This is a genomic window from Burkholderia humptydooensis (genome assembly GCF_001513745.1).
Taxonomy (GTDB): Bacteria; Pseudomonadota; Gammaproteobacteria; order Burkholderiales; family Burkholderiaceae; genus Burkholderia; species Burkholderia humptydooensis.
Map to the genome: position 1 here is coordinate 1,363,851 of NZ_CP013380.1, position 16,432 is coordinate 1,380,282.

Below are 16,432 nucleotides of genomic sequence, written 5' to 3' on the forward strand. Positions count from 1 at the left end.
CTTCCGTCGGTGGCGATCCCCCGGCCATGCGGTCGACGGGTTTCCGATTTTCCTCCTTTCCCGCCCCGGCCCCCGGGGGGGAATCGCCCGCCCGCTCGCCGCGCCGAATTGCGCTTTCCGGGTGCGACGGCCGCGGTGCGGTATGCTTGCGCGCGTGTTCGATGTCACGCGCGAAGACGCGCCGTTTCCCGATGACGATGTTCCGATTCCGTATCCTCCCTGTCGCGATGCTCGGCGCGGCGCTCGCGCTCGCCGGTTGCGACGATCAGCAAAGCGAGCAGACCGTGCAGCGATTCAAGGATTTCTTCAACGCGATCAAGCCCGCGCCGCTGTTCCTCAAGGGGCTCACGCCCGGCGTGACGACCGAGGCCGAGATCCGCAGCCAGATGGGGCGGCCCGAGACGGAGCGCGCCTACACCGACGGCTCGAAGCGGCTCGAATACCCGCGCGGCCCGATGGGCAACGAGACGTACATGGTCGACATCGACGCGAACGGCCGCTTCGTCGCCGCGACGCAGGTGCTGACGGCCGCGAACTTCGCGAAGATCCGCTCGGGCATGACGCAGGACGAGGTGCGGCGTCTGCTCGGCAAGCCGACCGAGGTCGCGCGCTACCCGCTCAAGCCGGAGACGGTGTGGAGCTGGCGCTGGCTCGAGGACGGCGTCAATCAGGACGCGTTCTTCAACGTCCATTTCGGGCCGGACGGGCTCGTCTACACGACTTCGCGCTCCGACATCCTGAAGGGGCACTGAGCGCCGCTCGCCCGCCGACCCCGTCGGCTCTATCGCAAAAGCGACCCGAAACTTGCAAAAAAGCCGCAGACGGCGCGCGGCCGGCAACGCACGGAACCGACGTTTACCCCGCTAAAACAGTGCTGTGCGCGCCGCGCGCGGCGGCGTCGGTGCGATGTTGCAACGCAGCATCGCGCGCCACCGCCATTTGAGCGGTTTTTTTTCGCTTGCGACTATCCGCGTCAAACCGGCGCAGTCATCCGCGCGCCGTTCCCCTTCACGATCACGGAGACAAGCGTGTTCCTATACGGCTTTGGTCCGCTCATCTGGGCGGGCACCGTGCAGACGATCGAGCTGTCGGTGCTGTCGCTCGCGGCGGCGGTGCTGCTCGGCCTCGCCGGCGCGATCGCGAAGCTCTCGCACAATCGCGTGCTGCGCGCGATCGCGACGGGCTACACGACGCTCATCCGCTCGGTGCCCGATCTCGTGCTGATGCTGCTGCTGTTCTACAGCATCCAGATCTGGCTCAACCAGTTCACCGATCTGATGAACTGGGATCAGATCGACATCGATCCGTTCGTCGCCGGCGTGCTGACGCTCGGGTTCATCTACGGCGCGTATTTCACCGAGACGTTCCGCGGCGCGTTCCTCGCGGTGCCGCGCGGTCAGCTCGAGGCGGGCAGCGCGTACGGGATGGGCGGGATGCGCGTGTTCGTGCGGATCATGTTTCCGCAGATGATGCGCTTCGCGCTGCCCGGCATCGGCAACAACTGGCAGGTGCTCGTGAAGGCGACCGCGCTCGTGTCGATCATCGGTCTCGCCGACATCGTGAAAGCCGCGCAGGACGCGGGCAAGAGCACGTTCAACATGTTCTTCTTCATTCTCGTCGCGGCGCTCGTCTATCTGGCGATCACGACGGCCTCCAATCTCGTGCTCAAGCAGCTCGAGAAGCGTTATTCCATCGGCGTGAGGCACGCGGAACTATGATCGGGATTCTCCAGGAATTCGGGCGCGCGTTCCTCTACTGGGACGGCCAGCGCGTGTCGGGGCTCGCCGTCACGCTGTGGCTGCTCGTCGCGTCGATCGCGATCGGCTTCGTCTGCGCGGTGCCGCTCGCGGTTGCGCGGGTGTCGAAGAAGCGCTGGCTGTCGACGCCCGTGCGCTTCTACACGTACGTGTTCCGCGGCACGCCGCTCTACGTGCAGTTGCTCCTCATCTACACGGGGATGTACAGCCTCGCGTTCGTTCGCGATCACGCGTTCCTCGACGCGTTCTTCAGGAGCGGCTTCAACTGCGCGATTCTCGCGTTCGCGCTGAACACCTGCGCGTACACGACCGAAATCTTCGCGGGCGCGATCCGCGCGATTGCGCACGGCGAGGTGGAGGCGGCGCGCGCGTACGGAATGGGCCCGTTCACGATGTATCGCCGGGTGATCCTGCCGTCTTCGCTGCGCCGCGCATTGCCGCTCTACAGCAACGAGGTGATCCTGATGCTGCACGCGACGACGGTTGCGTTCACGGCGACCGTGCCCGACATCCTGAAGGTCGCGCGAGACGCGAATTCGGCGACGTACATGGCGTTCCAGTCGTTCGGAATCGCCGCGCTGATCTATCTTGCGGTATCGTTCGCACTCGTCGCGGCCTTTCGTCGGGCCGAGCGCCACTGGCTCGCGTATCTCGCGGCCGGCCGTCATTGATTTCACTCCAGGGAGAGCCAGTTGGCAGAGACCACGACCACGAATGCCGCGTGCAAGCTCGAGGCACGGGACATCCACAAGCGCTACGGCGACAACGAGGTGCTCAAGGGCGTGTCGCTGAACGCGAAGGCGGGCGACGTGATCAGCGTGATCGGCGCGTCCGGCTCGGGCAAGAGCACGTTCCTGCGCTGCATCAACTTCCTCGAGCGGCCGAACGCGGGTCAGATCGTCGTCGACGGCGAGACGGTGCGCACGAAGACCGATCGCGCGGGCAATCTCGAAGTCGCCGATCACAAGCAACTGCAGCGGATTCGCACGAAGCTCGCGATGGTGTTCCAGCACTTCAATCTGTGGTCGCACATGAACGTGCTGGAGAACGTGATGGAAGCGCCCGTGCACGTGCTGGGGATTTCGAGGCGGGAGGCGGAGGGGCGCGCGCGCGAATATCTGGAGAAGGTCGGTCTCGCGCCGCGGGTGGAGAAGCAGTATCCGTCGCATTTGTCGGGCGGCCAGCAGCAGCGCGTCGCGATTGCGCGTGCGCTGGCGATGCACCCGGACGTGATGCTGTTCGACGAGCCGACGTCGGCGCTCGATCCGGAGCTGGTCGGCGAAGTGCTGAAGGTGATGCAGAAGCTCGCGGAGGAAGGGCGGACGATGATCGTCGTCACGCACGAGATGGGCTTTGCGCGCAACGTGTCGAATCACGTGATGTTCCTGCACCAGGGTCGCGTCGAGGAGGAGGGCGCGCCTGCCGAGGTGTTCGGCGGCACGAAGAGCGAGCGCCTGAAGCAGTTCCTGTCGGGCAGCCTCAAGTAACGGCCGACGCGGCAGGTCGTGACGTCCGTGAATCGCCCAGGCAGCCCCGCGCGCACGATACAGGTGGCGATCGTTGCATTGCCGCCCGTGTCGATGTCGGGTGTCGGGCCGATCGTCGACGCGCTGAATCTCGCGAACGAGATCGACGGGCGTCTGCTGTACCGCTGGCGGGTGTGCTCGTGGGACGGACGTGCGGTGCCGCTTGCGGGCGGCGCGCAATGGCACGCGGACGCGGCGTTCAACGATGCGATCGTCTGCGACTGGCTGATCGTCGTGAGCGAGCGGTTCCAGCAGTTCGCCGACTACCGGCTTTTTCTCGCGAGCCTCGCGCGGGTCGGTCAGCGCACGCCGCTCGTGACGGGCATCCATCACGGCGTATGGTGGCTCGCGATGGCGGGGCAACTGTCGGGCTACCGGGTCAGCGTGAACTGGGAGACCTACCAGCAGTTCGCCGAACAGTTCGAGCGCTCGATCGTCACGCAGCAGATCTTCGAGATCGACCGCGATCGCGCGACATGCGCGGGCGGCCAGGCGAGCGTCGACTTCATGCTGGCGATGATCGGCCGCGACCAGGGGCCGGAGCTGGCGGAGCGGATTGCGGATGCGCTCGGCACGGGGCCGCTCAGAAGCGGCGAGGCGCGCCAGCGGATTCCGTTCGTGACGGCGCCGGGCGAGCGGCACCCGCGGTTGAACGATGCGTTGCTGCTGATGGAGGCGAACATCGAGGACCCGCTCGCGACCGACGAGATCGCGGGGCTCGTCGGCGTGTCGCGCAGGCAGCTCGAGCGGCTCTTCAGACAATATCTCGGCGCGATGCCGTCCAAGTATTACCTCAATTTGCGGCTCCTGAAGGCCCGCACGCAGTTGCAGCGCACGAGCAAGTCCGTCGTGCAGGTGAGTCTTGCTTGTGGGTTTTCTTCTGCTGCGCATTTCTCCAATGCTTATCGGGAGCGGTTCGGGGTGACGCCGCGTGAAGATCGGCGGGCCTGGCTCGAGAAGCAGCATGGGGGCGTCGAGCCGCCTCGGGCGGGGGCGCTGGTCGAGCGGCCCAGCGATGGGGATTGAGTGGTCGTCGGGGCGTTTTTTTGTGGCAGTTTTTGGCGGTGCTTTTGGGGGGCGTGAATGGCCTGTGATGTTTTCGGTCCATTGGCGTTGCCCCTCCCCGGGGCGGGGGTCACTTTTCTTTGTCTTGCCAAAGAAAAGTAACCAAAAGAAAGGCGCTTTTTCGGCCCCGGCCTACGTTGCCAGGCTCCAGCAAACTGGCACAGCCCCTAACGAGTCGCGTCAGACAAGAACGCCAAGGGGATCGCGCAGGGTCGGTGTCGTCGAACCGTTCACCAGAGCGGTATACCTCCCGCCGCTCCATCCTCGCTGCGCTCGGACGATGGGTACAGCGAATCGAGCGGGAAAGCTGGCGGGAAGAGGAAGCGTAGCTCCCTTTGCTGTCCGCCCAAGGACGCGCCTTTCTTTTGGTTACTTTTCTTTGGCAAGACAAAGAAAAGTGACCCCCGCCCCGGGGAGGGGCGACGCCAATGGACCGAAAACATCACAGGCCATTCACGCAACACACACACAAATGACCGACAGAGAAACCATCCCCCACCGAAAAAGGTGGCAAAAGCCCCCTCCGATAAATCCCGTCGCAATTGCGCAAGACGCATCCCGCGACGTTGCCTAAACTTGAATCTGTTACCTCTTACGAAACGAAAGGAATCGTCATGAAGAGCCCGAACGTGTCCCGTCAGACTTTCGATGAAGTGATGGTGCCGGTGTTCTCGCCCGCGCCGTTCGTCCCCGATCGCGGCGAGGGCTCGCGCGTCTGGGACACGGAAGGCCGCGATTATGTCGATTTCGCCGGCGGCATCGCCGTCACCGCGCTCGGCCACGGTCATCCGGAACTCCTCAAGGTGCTCGACGAGCAAAGCCGCAAGCTCTGGCACATCGGCAACGGCTACACGAACGAGCCCGTCCTGCGCCTCGCGAAGCGTCTCGAATCGCTCACGTTCGCCGACCGCGCATTCTTCGCAAACTCCGGCGCCGAAGCCAACGAGGCCGCCCTCAAGCTCGCGCGCCGCGTCGCGTTCGAACGCCACGGCGCCGACAAGTACGAAATCGTGTCGTTTCTCCAGTCGTTCCACGGCCGCACGTTCTTCACCGTCAGCGTCGGCGGCCAGTCGAAGTACTCCGAAGGCTTCGGCCCCGTGCCGGAAGGCATCAAGCATCTGCCGTTCAACGACATCGCCGCCGCCCAGGCCGCGATCGGCCCGAGGACCTGCGCGGTCATCGTCGAGCCGATCCAGGGCGAGGGCGGCGTCATTCCCGCCGATCCCGCCTTCCTCGAGGCGCTGCGCGAAGCGTGCGACGCGCACGGCGCACTCCTCATCTTCGACGAAGTGCAAACGGGCGTCGGCCGCACCGGCCACTTCTACGCGTACATGGACACGGGCGTCACACCCGACATCCTGACCACCGCGAAGGCGCTCGGCAACGGCTTCCCGATCGGCGCGATGCTCACCACCGAAGCGCTCGCCGCGCACTTCAAGGTCGGCGTGCACGGCACGACATACGGCGGCAATCCGCTCGCGTCGGCGATCGCCGACAAGGTCGTCGAGCTCGTCAGCGATCCCGCGCTCCTCGAAGGCGTCAACGAACGCAGCGCGCGCCTCACGGCCACGCTCGAAAAAATCAACGCGCGCTTCAAGCTCTTCAAGGAGGTTCGCGGCAAGGGCCTCCTGATCGGCGCCGAACTCGTCGACGCACTCGACGGCCGCGCGAAGGACTTCGTGTCGGCCGCGGCCGAGCACGGCGTCATCATGCTGATCGCCGGCCCGAACGTGCTGCGCTTCGCGCCGTCGCTCGTGATTCCGCTCGACGTGCTCGACGAAGGCCTCGCGCGCTTCGGGAAGGCCGTCGAGCAGGTGCTCGCCGCGCAAGCCGAAACCGCGTCGCGCTAAGCCGACCCTGAGCCGCCCCCAAGCAGCCCAATCGCTGACGTAGACAGGACCGACGATGCTCTTCGTACGCCCCGGCAAACTCGCCGATCTCGACGCGCTCGCGCAGATGGCGCGCACCGCGCAACCCGTGCTGCACTCGCTGCCGCACGACCGCGCGGCGCTCGAAGCGCGCGTCGCGCTTTCCGAGGACTCGTTTCGCGCGGAAGTCGACTTCCCCGGCGAGGAGTTCTATCTGTTCGTGCTCGAGGACAGCGCCACAGGCAAGCTGCTCGGCACCGCGAGCGTCGTCGCCGCGGCCGGCTACTCAGAGCCGTTCTACGCGTTTCGCAACGACGCGCTGATCCACGCGTCGCGCGAGCTGCACGTGAACCGCAAGATCCACGCGCTCACGATGTCGCACGAATTGACGGGCAAGAGCCGGCTCGCCGGCTTCTATGTCGATCCGTCGCTGCGCGGCGACGCCGCCGCGCACCTGCTCTCGCGCGCACGGATGATGTACATCGCCGCGAATCGCAACCGCTTCACGCCCGAGGTGTTCTCGCTGCTGCTCGGCGTCACCGACGAGACGGGCGCGTCGCCGTTCTGGGAAGCGGTGGGCCGCAAGTTCTTCGGGCGCGACTTCGCGGCGGTCGAGATCGAATCGGGCGGCCGCAGCCGCACGTTCATCGCCGAAGTGATGCCGACCTATCCGCTCTATGTGCCGCTCTTGCCTGAAGCCGCGCAACGCGTGCTCGGCGAGCCGAACGAGCATGCGCTCCTCGCGTACGACATCCATCTCGAAGAAGGCTTCGAACCGGACCGCTATGTCGACATCTTCGACGCCGGCCCCGTGCTGACCGCGCAGGTCGACCGCACCGCGTGCGTGACGAAGCACGCCGATCGCACGGTGCGCGAGGCGGCGCGCGCGCACGGCGGCGCCACGTATCTGCTGTCGAGCGGGCGCGGCGACGCGTTCCGCTGCGTGCTCGCGGACTTGCCCGCCGACAGCGCCGACGCGCCGCTGCCCGCCGATGCGCGCACGGCGCTCGGCGTCGCTGACGGCGACACGGTGCGCTGCGTGCCGCTGCATCAGCGCGACGGCCAACCGGTGGACCAACCGACGGACCAACCAGGAGACGCAGCATGATCGTCGTTCGGGTCGTACAAACGGGCGACGTGGACGCGCTCGTCGCGCTCGCGCAGGAAACCGGACCGGGCCTCACCACGTTCAAGCCGGACCGCGACGCGCTCGCCGCGCGCATCGAGCGCACGCGCCGCACGCTCGGCAATCTCGCGCCGCCCGCCGAAGCCGGCTACTTCTTCGTGATGGAGGATTCGCAGTCGGGCGACATCGCCGGCGTATGCGGCATCGAAACCGAAGTCGGCCTCGCGCAGCCGTTCTACAACTACCGCGTGAGCACCGTCGTCCACGCGAGCCAGGATCTCGGCGTGTGGACGAAGATGTCGCTGCTGAACATCTCGCACGACCTGACGGGCTACGCGGAAGTGTGCTCGCTGTTCCTGAGCCCGCGCTACCGCACGGGCGGCGTCGGCGGCCTCCTGTCGCGCTCGCGCTTCATGTTCATCACGCAGTTTCGCGAACGCTTTCCGGAGCGCATCTGCGCGGAGCTGCGCGGGCACTTCGACGACGACGGCACGTCGCCGTTCTGGCGCGCGGTCGGTTCGCATTTCTATCAGATCGACTTCAACGCCGCCGACTATCTGAGCTCGCATGGCCGCAAGTCGTTCCTCGCGGAGCTGATGCCGCGCTTTCCGGTGTACGTCGACCTGCTGCCGCAGGACGCGCAGGACGTGATCGGCGTCACGCACCGCGACACGCTGCCCGCGCGCAAGATGCTCGAAGCGGAAGGGCTGCGCTATCAGAACCATGTCGACATCTTCGACGCGGGCCCCGTGCTCGAATGCCACGTGTCGGATCTGCGCACGGTGCGCGAGAGCGTCGTCGTGCCGGTCGCGATCGGCTCGCGCGAAGGGCGCGAAGGGCGCGAAGGGCAAGACAACGCGCCGCGCTCGCTCGTGTCGAACACGTCGCTCACCGATTTTCGCGTCGGCATCGCGCCGGGGCTCGTCGACGAAGGCGCGTTCACGCTGTCGGCCGAGGACGCCGCCGCGCTGCGCGTGAGCGCGGGCGATCCCGTGCGCGTGCTGCCGCTCAAACCGAAACAGGGATAACGAAATGACTGAACTCTTCATCGACGGCGCCTGGCGCGACGGCGCGGGCCCCGTCTTCGCTTCGCGCAACCCCGGCACGAACGAGCGCGTGTGGGAAGGCGCGAGCGCGTCGGCGGACGACGTCGAGCGCGCGGTCGCGAGCGCGCGCCGCGCGTTCGCCGCGTGGTCCGCGCTCGATCTCGACGCGCGCTGCGCGATCGTCAAGCGCTTCGCCGCGCTCCTCGTCGAGCACAAGGAAGCGCTCGCGACGATGATCGGCCGCGAGACCGGCAAGCCGCTGTGGGAGGCGCGCACCGAGGTTGCGTCGATGGCCGCGAAGGTCGACATTTCGATCGCCGCATATCACGAGCGCACCGGCGAGAAGCGCACGCCGATGGCGGACGGCGTCGCGGTGCTGCGGCACCGTCCGCACGGCGTCGTCGCGGTGTTCGGTCCGTACAACTTCCCGGGCCACCTGCCGAACGGGCACATCGTGCCCGCGCTCATCGCGGGGAACACTGTCGTGTTCAAGCCGTCGGAGCTCGCGCCCGGCGTCGCGCGCGCCACCGTCGAGACCTGGCGCGACGCTGGGCTGCCCGCGGGCGTGCTGAACCTCGTGCAGGGCGAGAAGGACACGGGCGTCGCACTCGCGAACCATCGGCAGATCGACGGCCTCTTCTTCACCGGCAGCTCCGACACGGGCACGCTGCTGCACCGGCAGTTCGGCGGCCGGCCCGAGATCGTGCTAGCGCTCGAGATGGGCGGCAACAATCCGCTCGTCGTCGCCGACGTCGAGGACATCGACGCGGCCGTTCACCACGCGATCCAGTCGGCGTTCCTGTCGGCGGGGCAGCGCTGCACGTGCGCGCGCCGGATCCTCGTGCCGCACGGCGCGTTCGGCGAGCGCTTCCTCGCGCGCTTCGCGGACGTCGCATCGAAGATCACGGCCGATGTCTACGACGCCGATCCGCAGCCGTTCATGGGCGCGGTGATCTCCGCGCGCGCGGCGTCGCGCCTCGTCGCCGCGCAGGCGAAGCTCGTCGGGCTGGGCGCCGCGCCCATCATCGAGATGAGGCAGCGCGATCCGGCGCTCGGCTTCGTCAACGCGTCGATCCTCGACGTCACGCCCGTGCGCGAGCTGCCCGACGAGGAGCACTTCGGCCCGCTTGCGCAGATCGTTCGCTACACGGATCTCGACGATGCGATCGCGCGCGCGAACGATACCGCGTTCGGCCTGTCGGCGGGCCTGCTCGCCGACGACGAAAAAGCCTGGGACACGTTCCGCCGCGCGATCCGCGCCGGCATCGTGAACTGGAACCGGCCGACCAACGGCGCGTCGTCGGCGGCGCCGTTCGGCGGCGCGGGCCGCTCGGGCAACCATCGCCCGAGCGCGTACTACGCGGCCGATTACTGCGCGTATCCGATGGCGTCGGTCGAGAGCGCGCAATTGCAGATGCCCGCGAGCCTGTCGCCGGGCCTTCATTTCTGAGCAGGATGCGACGATGAACGCTAAGGAAGCCAATTTCGACGGGCTCGTCGGCCCGACCCATAACTACGCGGGGCTGTCGTTCGGCAACGTCGCGTCGCTGTCGAACGAGAAGTCCGACGCGAACCCGAAGGCGGCCGCGAAGCAGGGGCTGCGCAAGATGAAGCAGCTCGCCGACCTCGGCTTCGCGCAGGGCGTGCTGCCGCCGCAGGAGCGGCCGTCGCTGCGCCTGTTGCGCGAGCTCGGCTTCTCCGGCAAGGACGCCGACGTGATCGCGAAGGCCGCGAAGCAGGCGCCCGAGCTGCTCGCCGCCGCGAGCTCCGCGTCGGCGATGTGGACCGCGAACGCGGCGACGGTGAGTCCGTCCGCCGACACGAGCGACGGCCGCGTGCACTTCACGCCGGCCAACCTGTGCAGCAAGCTGCATCGCGCGATCGAGCATGAAGCGACACGCCGCACGCTCGCCGCGATCTTCGCGGACGAAACGCGCTTCGCGGTGCACGACGCGTTGCCCGGCACGCCGGCGCTCGGCGACGAGGGCGCCGCGAACCACACGCGCTTTTGCGCGGAATACGGCGCGCCCGGCGTCGAGTTCTTCGTGTACGGCCGCGCCGAATATCGCCGCGGGCCGGAGCCGACACGCTTCCCGGCGCGCCAGACCTTCGAGGCGAGCCGCGCGGTCGCGCATCGCCACGGCCTGCGCGAGGCGGCGACGATCTACGCGCAGCAGAGCCCGGACGTGATCGACGCGGGCGTGTTCCACAACGACGTGATCGCGGTCGGCAACCGCGACACGCTGTTCTGCCACGAGCGCGCGTTCGTCGACAAAGCGGCCGTGTACGACGCGCTCACCGCGTCGCTCGGCGCGCTCGGCGCGCGGCTGAACGTGATCGAGGTGCCGGATCGCGCGGTGAGCGTCGCCGACGCGGTGGGCTCGTACCTGTTCAACAGCCAGTTGCTCACGCGCGAGGACGGCCAGCAACTGCTCGTCGTGCCGCAGGAGTGCCGCGAGAACGCGAACGTAGCCGCGTATCTCGACTCGCTCGCCGCCGGCAACGGGCCGATTCGCGACGTGCGCGTGTTCGATCTGCGCGAGAGCATGAAGAACGGCGGCGGGCCCGCGTGCCTGCGGCTGCGCGTCGTGCTGAGCGACGACGAGCGCGCGGCGGTGAAGCCGAACGTGTGGATCGGCGACACGCTGTTCGCGTCGCTCGACGCATGGATCGACAAGCACTACCGCGACCGGCTGTCGCCCGCCGATCTCGCCGATCCCGCGCTCCTCGACGAATCGCGCACCGCGCTCGACGAACTGACGCACATTCTCGGCCTCGGCTCGCTCTATGACTTCCAGCGCTGATTCCGGCCGCGACGCCGCCTGGCTCGACGATTTCCTCGCGCTGACGCTCGCGGGCGAAGCGCCGCGCGCGGATGCGGGCGAGTGCGCGGCGCACGCGGTGCGCTGGCGCTGGCTCGGCGACGGCCTGCTGCAGCTCGAGCCTGTCGACGCGGCGCAGCGCATGCAGAGCGTGCTCGTTTCGGCGGGCGTGCACGGCGACGAAACCGCGCCGATCGAGCTGCTGTCGATGCTCGTGCGCGACATCGCGCGCGGCGCGCTGCCGCTGCGCTGCCGGCTCCTCGTCGCGCTCGGCAATCCGGGGGCGATGCGCGCGGGCGAGCGCTATCTCGACGACGATCTGAACCGGCTGTTCGGCGGCCGGCACGCGTCGCTCGCGACGAGTCGCGAAGCGCCGCGCGCCGCGCAACTGGAGGCGGCCGCGTCGGCGTTTTTCGCGACGGCGGGCCGCGCGCGCGGCGCGCGCTGGCACATCGACATGCACACGGCGATCCGCGCGTCGGTCTTCGAGCAGTTCGCGCTGCTGCCGCACACGGGCGAGCCGCCGACGCGCACGATGTTCGAGTGGCTCGGCGAAGCGAAGATTGCGGCGGTGCTGCTGCATACCACGCAGGGCAGCACGTTCTCGCACTTCAGCGCGCAGACGTGCGGCGCGCTCGCGTGCACGCTCGAGCTCGGCAAGGTAATGCCGTTCGGCGCGAACGATCTGTCGCGCTTCGCGCCTGCCGACGCGGCGGTGCGCAATCTCGTGTCCGGCCGCCGCGAAGCGGCGCGCGGGGCGCTGCCGCGCGTGTTCACGGTCGTCGATCAGATCACGAAGCGAAGCGATGCGCTCGAACTGTTCGTCGCGAAGGACGTGCCGAATTTCACGCCTTTTGAGCAGGGCACGCTGCTCGCGCGCGACGGCGATTACCGCTACGCGGTGCGGCACGCGCAGGAGCGCATCGTGTTTCCGAATCCGTCGGTGAAGCCCGGCCTGCGCGCGGGGCTGCTCGTCGTCGAGACGACACGCGACACGTACGCGGCGCTCGCGTGAAGCGCGGGACACACCGGGCCCGGCCCGATCCGGCCCGGCGTGTCTCGCGGGTCAGCGGCCGAGACCTTCGGCCGCGAGCGCCTCCTTGACCTTCGGCCGCGCGGCCACCCGCTCCATGAACGCGACGAGATGCGGGTACGGCGCGAGCGGGATGCGCAGGAGATTCGACCAGTTCGCGACCGCGAACAGATAGGCATCCGCGACCGTGAAGCCGCCCGTCAGATAGTCGCGCGTCGCGAGGTGCACGTCGACTTCCTTCAGGCGACGGTCGAGCTTGTCGAGACATTGCTGCCGCGTCGAGTCGGCGGTGTCGGCGCGAAAGAGCCACGGGCTGTACGTCTTGCCCAACTCGGAGCTGACGAACGTCAGCCATTCGATCACCTCGTAGCGCGACGCCGTGCCGTGCGCGGGAATCAGCGCGCCGGCGCCCGCGAGGTCGCCGACGCGCTGCAGCAGCGCGGCCGCCTCGGTATGGCGCGTGCCGTCGTCGAGCTCGACGAGCGGCACGTAGCCGCGCGGCGACACCGCGTAGTAGTCGCTGCCGTCGGAGGCGATGCGATGCTTCGACAGATCGACCTTGACGCTTTCGAACGGCAGGCCGGCTTCGGTGAGCGCGATGCGGATGGCGAGCGAGCATGCGCCGGGCGAGTAATAGAGCTTCATGAGTGAGCGTTTCCTTGTCGTGACGATTGAGCCGGGGAGGGCGGCCGCGACGGCGCGCCCGGAATACGCCGTTAAAATAGCAGCGACCGACTCCGGCGATAACCGGCAAGACGCCAAACGATGCATGCAGAAACGCAATACGAACTGACGGCCATCGACATGCAGACCGTGCTCGCGCTCGTGCGCGCGGGCACGCTCGCGGAGGCGGCGCGACGGATGAATCTCGATGCGTCGACCGTGTTCCGCACGGTGCAGCGCATCGAGCGCGGCCTCGGGCAGCGGCTCTTCGAGCGCTCGAAGCGCGGCTACCGGCCGACGCCGCTCGGCAGCCGGCTCGCTCAGCACGGCGAGCGGATCGAGGCGGAGCTCGACGCCGCGCGCGTCGCGGCGGGCACGGATACGGCCGCGCTGACGGGCACGGTCCATGTGACGACGACGGACAGCGTGCTGTCCGGGCCGCTGCTGAACGCGCTCGGCGGGCTTGCCGCGCGGCATCCGGCGCTGCGCTTCGATCTCGACACGAGCAACGGCCTCGCGAGCCTCACGCGGCGCGACGCGGACATCGCGGTGCGCGCGACGAAGCGCGCGCCTGGGCATCTGATCGGCCGCGCGGTCGGCCCGCTGCGCATCGCGGTGTTCGCGCACGCGTCGAGCCCGCTGCGCGCCGGCGATTTCGACGCGCTCGCGCAATGCGATTGGGCGGCGCCCGACCTCGCGCTGTCGAACCATCCGTCGGTGGGCTGGCGCCGCCGCCGCTATCCGGACGTCGAGCCGCGCTATCGCGTGAACAGCGTCGTGTCGGTGTGCGAGCTCGTCGCGGCGGGCCTGGCGATCGGCGTGCTGCCGATTTTTCTCGCGAAGGCGTACCCGGGCATCCGGCGGATCAGCCCGCCGCTCGACGACGCGCAATCGCAGCTCTGGGTGCTCGCGCATCCGGACGCGCGTCACCTGCCGCACGTGTCGGCCGTCTACTCGCATCTGTGCGCGACGCTTGCCGACGCGCTCGCCGACGACGGCGGCGACGCATAGCCGGGCGAGCGCGCGGCGCATGCACGCCTTGCGCGATTGCGACATCCTCTTGCGACTTCCGCCCGGGCCGCGCGGCGCATGCGTTGCGGCGGCGCTCGAGCGAGGGTTCGACGGCTCGGCCCGCGCGAGACGGTACAATCGCGACCTTGCGGCTGTTGCGCCGCATCACGGCCGCCCCGCGCGTTTGTCCGGAAATTTCGGCGCTGCAATGATGCGGCGGTCCGGTCGTTGACTGACATTGTTCATTCAAAGCGAGGAGAACACCTGATGAAGTTGAACTGGCGGAAGATGGCCGCGCACGCGGTGGTGACGGCCACGGCCTTGGCGGCAGGCAGCGCGTTCGCCGCCGACCCGAAGGAAATCCGCTTCGGCGTCGAGGCGTCGTATGCGCCGTTCGAGTACAAGACGCCGGACGGCAAGCTGGCGGGCTTCGACATCGACATCGGCAACGCGGTGTGCACGAAGCTGAAGGTCAGGTGCGTGTGGGTGGAGAACGCGTTCGACGGCCTGATCCCGGCGCTGCAGGCGCGCAAGTTCGACGCGATCAACTCCGACATGACGATCACCGAGCAGCGTCGGAAGGCGATCGATTTCACCGATCCGATCTACACGATCCCGAACCAGTTGATCGCGAAGAAGGGCAGCGGCCTGCTGCCGACGGTGGCGTCGCTGAAGGGCAAGCGCATCGGCGTGCTGCAGGGCACGATCCAGGAAGCGTATGCGAAGAAGCGCTGGGCGCCGGCGGGCGTCGAAGTCGTGCCGTACCAGACGCAGGATCTCGCGTATGAAGACCTGAAGTCGGGCCGCCTCGACGCGACGTTCCAGGATTCGGAAGCCGGCGCGAAGGGCTTCCTGTCGAAGCCGCAGGGCGCGGGCTTCGCGTTCGCGGGCGATCACGTGAGCGATGCCGAGATCCTCGGCACGGGCGTCGGCTTCGGTCTGCGCAAGCACGACGCGCAACTGAAGAGCGCCGTCAATCAGGCGCTGAAGGAACTGAAAGCCGACGGCACGATCGACGGCCTCGCGAAGAAGTACTTCAGCGTGCCCGTGACGCTCAAGTAATGCGCCCGGCGGGCGGCTCGCCGCCGCGCCGCGATGGGCTCGAACCGGCCGGCCGCGCAAGCGGCCGGTCTTGTTTCAGGGGCGTGGTGCGGCAGCGTGGGGCGATCGCCGCGAGTGGGCGAGCGGCGAGCGAGCGACGGGCGCAGCCATGCGGCCGCGCAGCCACGTAGCCACCGGCGTCACGCGCCGCTCAGCCCGTTCGGCGTGTCGATCGGCCGCTGCTCGGCCATCGGCGCATCCGCGCGCAGATGCGCGTCGCTCGTCGCGCGGCCGCGATAGTCGGTCCAGCACTTGCGATCGGTATCGTAGAGCTTGCAGCGCCGCGCGGTATCGAAGTACCAGCGCCAACTGAAGTGCTGCACGACGATGCGCCCCGGCAGCATCGCCTCGAGCTTCGCCTGCGCGTCCTTCAGCCCGTACAGCGGAATGCTCATGTCGACGTGGTGCGCGGTGTGCTCCATGATGTGATGCAGCAGGCCGCCGATGCCGTACGAGAACGTGAGGTGCAGCGTCGTCGACACGAACGGCGCGGCGCGCGACCACTCGGCGCGGTTCGCGTGCCACGAGATGCGCGGATCGGTGTGGTGAACGTAGACGACGAAGCCGATCATCGAGCACCAGAACAGGAACGGCACGGCAACGCCCGTGACGAGCAGCAGGAGCGTCGACTGCTGCGTCGCCGCGGCGATCCAGACCACCGCGCCGATCCACAGCGCGGCGAAGCCCGTGACGAGCAGGCAGTCGCGCCGGAAGATCGGCCGCGACGCGCCGAGGTAGGCCTTCGTCGGAAAGTACATCCGCAGCCACCAGATTTCGACGAGATAGTAGAGCCCCGGCGCCCAGCCGCTGCGATAGATGCGATCGAGGAAGCGCTGCGTGGGCGACAGCGCCGCGTATTCGTCGGGCGTGCGCGGCGCCCATACGAAATCGAAACCTTTCAGGTTCGTGTAGCCGTGGTGGACGACGTTGTGGCCGACCTCCCACAGGCTGTACGGCGTGAGCGACGGCAGGAACGCGATGCGGCCGAGCCAGCGGTTGAGCCGGTGATTCGGCGTGAGGCTCTGGTGGCATGCATCGTGGCCGATGATGAAAAGACGCCCGGTGATGAAGCCGGCCGCCATCCCGCAGACGATCTTCACGATGCTCGACGCGGCGAGCAGCGCGCCCGCCAACGCGGCGAGGAGCAGCAGATAGTCGACGGCGAGCAGCACGATCGAGCGCGCGATCACGCGTTCGCCGAACGGCGTGATCCATGAGCGGATGACCTTGCGGTGCGGCATCGGCTCGTCGACGCGAATGGGGTTGGAAGAGTCGTTCATGGAATCGATCACACAAAGAGACATCGATGCGCCGTTTCCCCTTGCTCCGCGTTCCGCGGCGAAATCGCGGCGGCGGGCGATCGCGGCGCGACGCGTCCGGCAAGCAAACAAGCGGCCGGCCCGCGCGGGAATCG

General features: G+C 68.1%; 15 protein-coding genes. 13 read left to right on the forward strand and 2 right to left on the reverse strand.

Annotation, left to right across the window (positions count from 1 at the left end; genetic code table 11):
- Positions 1-161 precede the first annotated feature (161 nt).
- The 11 genes from AQ610_RS06310 to astE all read left to right on the forward strand — a co-directional run bounded on the left by AQ610_RS06310 (position 162) and on the right by astE (position 12,225).
- Positions 162-752 carry a hypothetical protein gene (locus AQ610_RS06310; protein WP_006025845.1) on the forward strand — a complete coding sequence of 197 codons (591 nt, stop codon included), beginning with the start codon at positions 162-164 and terminating at the stop codon, positions 750-752.
- Positions 753-1,028: 276 nt separating this feature from the next.
- Entirely contained in the window at positions 1,029-1,718 is a 690-nt protein-coding gene (locus AQ610_RS06315; protein ID WP_006025846.1) for an ABC transporter permease, read from the forward strand.
- The gene (locus AQ610_RS06320; RefSeq protein WP_006025847.1) at positions 1,715-2,428 is read left to right on the forward strand and encodes an ABC transporter permease; all 714 of its coding nucleotides are present in this window, start codon (positions 1,715-1,717) and stop codon (positions 2,426-2,428) included. Before AQ610_RS06315 ends, AQ610_RS06320 begins: the two co-directional genes overlap by 4 nt.
- Before the next feature lie 21 nt (positions 2,429-2,449).
- Positions 2,450-3,244: an ABC transporter ATP-binding protein gene (locus AQ610_RS06325; protein WP_006025848.1), complete on the forward strand. Its 795-nt coding sequence runs from the start codon at positions 2,450-2,452 to the stop codon at positions 3,242-3,244.
- A 27-nt stretch (positions 3,245-3,271) separates the two neighbouring features.
- Positions 3,272-4,309, forward strand: coding sequence for a GlxA family transcriptional regulator (locus AQ610_RS06330; protein ID WP_009913099.1), 1,038 nt, complete (start codon positions 3,272-3,274; stop codon positions 4,307-4,309).
- Positions 4,310-4,962: 653 nt separating this feature from the next.
- Positions 4,963-6,198, forward strand: a complete 1,236-nt coding sequence (locus AQ610_RS06335; protein WP_006025851.1) for an aspartate aminotransferase family protein — start codon at positions 4,963-4,965, stop codon at positions 6,196-6,198.
- Between the two features lie 55 nt (positions 6,199-6,253).
- The gene (gene aruF, locus AQ610_RS06340; RefSeq protein WP_006025852.1) at positions 6,254-7,324 is read left to right on the forward strand and encodes an arginine/ornithine succinyltransferase subunit alpha; all 1,071 of its coding nucleotides are present in this window, start codon (positions 6,254-6,256) and stop codon (positions 7,322-7,324) included.
- Positions 7,321-8,370 (forward strand): arginine N-succinyltransferase, encoded by a 1,050-nt coding sequence (gene astA, locus AQ610_RS06345; protein WP_009913095.1) that lies wholly within the window; start codon positions 7,321-7,323, stop codon positions 8,368-8,370. The genes aruF and astA overlap by 4 nt, the downstream gene beginning before the upstream one ends.
- A gap of 4 nt (positions 8,371-8,374) precedes the next feature.
- Positions 8,375-9,838: a succinylglutamate-semialdehyde dehydrogenase gene (gene astD, locus AQ610_RS06350; protein WP_006025854.1), complete on the forward strand. Its 1,464-nt coding sequence runs from the start codon at positions 8,375-8,377 to the stop codon at positions 9,836-9,838.
- A 13-nt stretch (positions 9,839-9,851) separates the two neighbouring features.
- A complete protein-coding gene (gene astB / locus AQ610_RS06355; RefSeq protein WP_006025855.1) occupies positions 9,852-11,192 on the forward strand; it encodes an N-succinylarginine dihydrolase in 1,341 nt (446 codons plus the stop codon).
- Entirely contained in the window at positions 11,176-12,225 is a 1,050-nt protein-coding gene (gene astE, locus AQ610_RS06360) for a succinylglutamate desuccinylase (RefSeq protein WP_006025856.1), read from the forward strand. The genes astB and astE overlap by 17 nt, the downstream gene beginning before the upstream one ends.
- Positions 12,226-12,276: 51 nt before the next feature.
- On the opposite strand, the gene AQ610_RS06365 is transcribed toward astE, so the two are convergent.
- Positions 12,277-12,888 carry a glutathione binding-like protein gene (locus AQ610_RS06365; RefSeq protein WP_006025857.1) on the reverse strand — a complete coding sequence of 204 codons (612 nt, stop codon included), beginning with the start codon at positions 12,886-12,888 and terminating at the stop codon, positions 12,277-12,279.
- Between the two features lie 120 nt (positions 12,889-13,008).
- On the opposite strand from AQ610_RS06365, the gene AQ610_RS06370 reads away from it, so the two are divergent.
- Entirely contained in the window at positions 13,009-13,917 is a 909-nt protein-coding gene (locus AQ610_RS06370; RefSeq protein WP_006025858.1) for a LysR family transcriptional regulator, read from the forward strand.
- Between the two features lie 267 nt (positions 13,918-14,184).
- Entirely contained in the window at positions 14,185-14,979 is a 795-nt protein-coding gene (locus tag AQ610_RS06375; protein WP_006025859.1) for an ABC transporter substrate-binding protein, read from the forward strand.
- 179 nt (positions 14,980-15,158) lie between these two features.
- Here AQ610_RS06375 and AQ610_RS06380 read toward each other — a convergent pair whose 3' ends face one another.
- Positions 15,159-16,322: a fatty acid desaturase gene (locus AQ610_RS06380; RefSeq protein WP_231748952.1), complete on the reverse strand. Its 1,164-nt coding sequence runs from the start codon at positions 16,320-16,322 to the stop codon at positions 15,159-15,161.
- Positions 16,323-16,432 lie beyond the last annotated feature (110 nt).